Consider the following 924-nt stretch of genomic DNA (forward strand, 5'->3'; position numbering starts at 1 on the left):
ACGACACTGCTACCAAATAGCCGGTCGCAACAATCTAAAACGCGGACCAGCGGGTAATCGGCTATCTGCTCGGAATGTGCAGAAGTCCTGGCGTTCAACGGACAGGATTTGGGCGGGCTGAACAGGAGTCCGCTAGTAGGGCGAGACGGACTCGTTCCAAGGCGCGGATTCAGCGAGGATGAGTTCCTTGATACACCCAAAAGTGTGCAACGTTCCCCGTGATAGTTGGACGCGAAGTGCTTTCCCAACTTCGCCCTCCTCGATAGTGTGCCACGAGAAGTCGGTTCGGATAAGCTCACGATTCTTGCGTTCGACAATGTGGAGCCCATGGTCGAGGATTATGGTTTCGGCATCGGTACGAATGAACCACACCCGGTCCCCCACGCTGCGGCGCTTGAGGCCGGTCAGGCTCCGATAGTCCTCCCGCAAACGCGTGACGGACTCAACGACACCAAACCGATGCTCGAAGCCTTCGGCATCGGCAATCACGAGCGGTCGTCCTGGTCCAACGGGCCGGAGGGCTGACACCGTCCACGCCACCGGCGGGCCACGCTGCCCGTCCTTGGATATCGGTCTCACCACCGCCACAGACTCCGCCTGTCGGCTCTGCTCCACATTGCGAGGGGCCGCAGTCGTAGGGGCTAGTGTCACGCGGTGTGTGGGCGTAACGACGAGCCAGAGGCCCTCGGTGACGAGATTGGCGTCGAGAGGCACAAGCGGGGGATGCACAGCCGCCATCGCCTCCAGCCGCGCGCTGAGTTCGTCGTCAGGCACGCCCCAGCCGTAGCCCTCCGCCGCCAACATGCCAAACAGGGTTCCCAGGGGAAGGTCCGGTTGGCCTTCCCACGCGGCGCGCAGTGCGGCGAGGGTGCGGTCAATGCGGGTTGGGTGGCTTAAGGGACATTTCGTGTGGATAAACCGATA

The 924-nt window shown here is 61.9% G+C and carries 1 protein-coding gene; it reads right to left on the reverse strand.

What is annotated here, in order from left to right:
- Positions 1-132 precede the first annotated feature (132 nt).
- Positions 133-924 (reverse strand): hypothetical protein (locus HMPREF2806_RS09980; protein ID WP_232745410.1); only part of this gene is annotated, 792 nt, incomplete at its 5' end.

The organism is Corynebacterium sp. HMSC076G08, from assembly GCF_001811515.1.
Classification (GTDB): Bacteria; Actinomycetota; Actinomycetes; order Mycobacteriales; family Mycobacteriaceae; genus Corynebacterium; species Corynebacterium hiratae.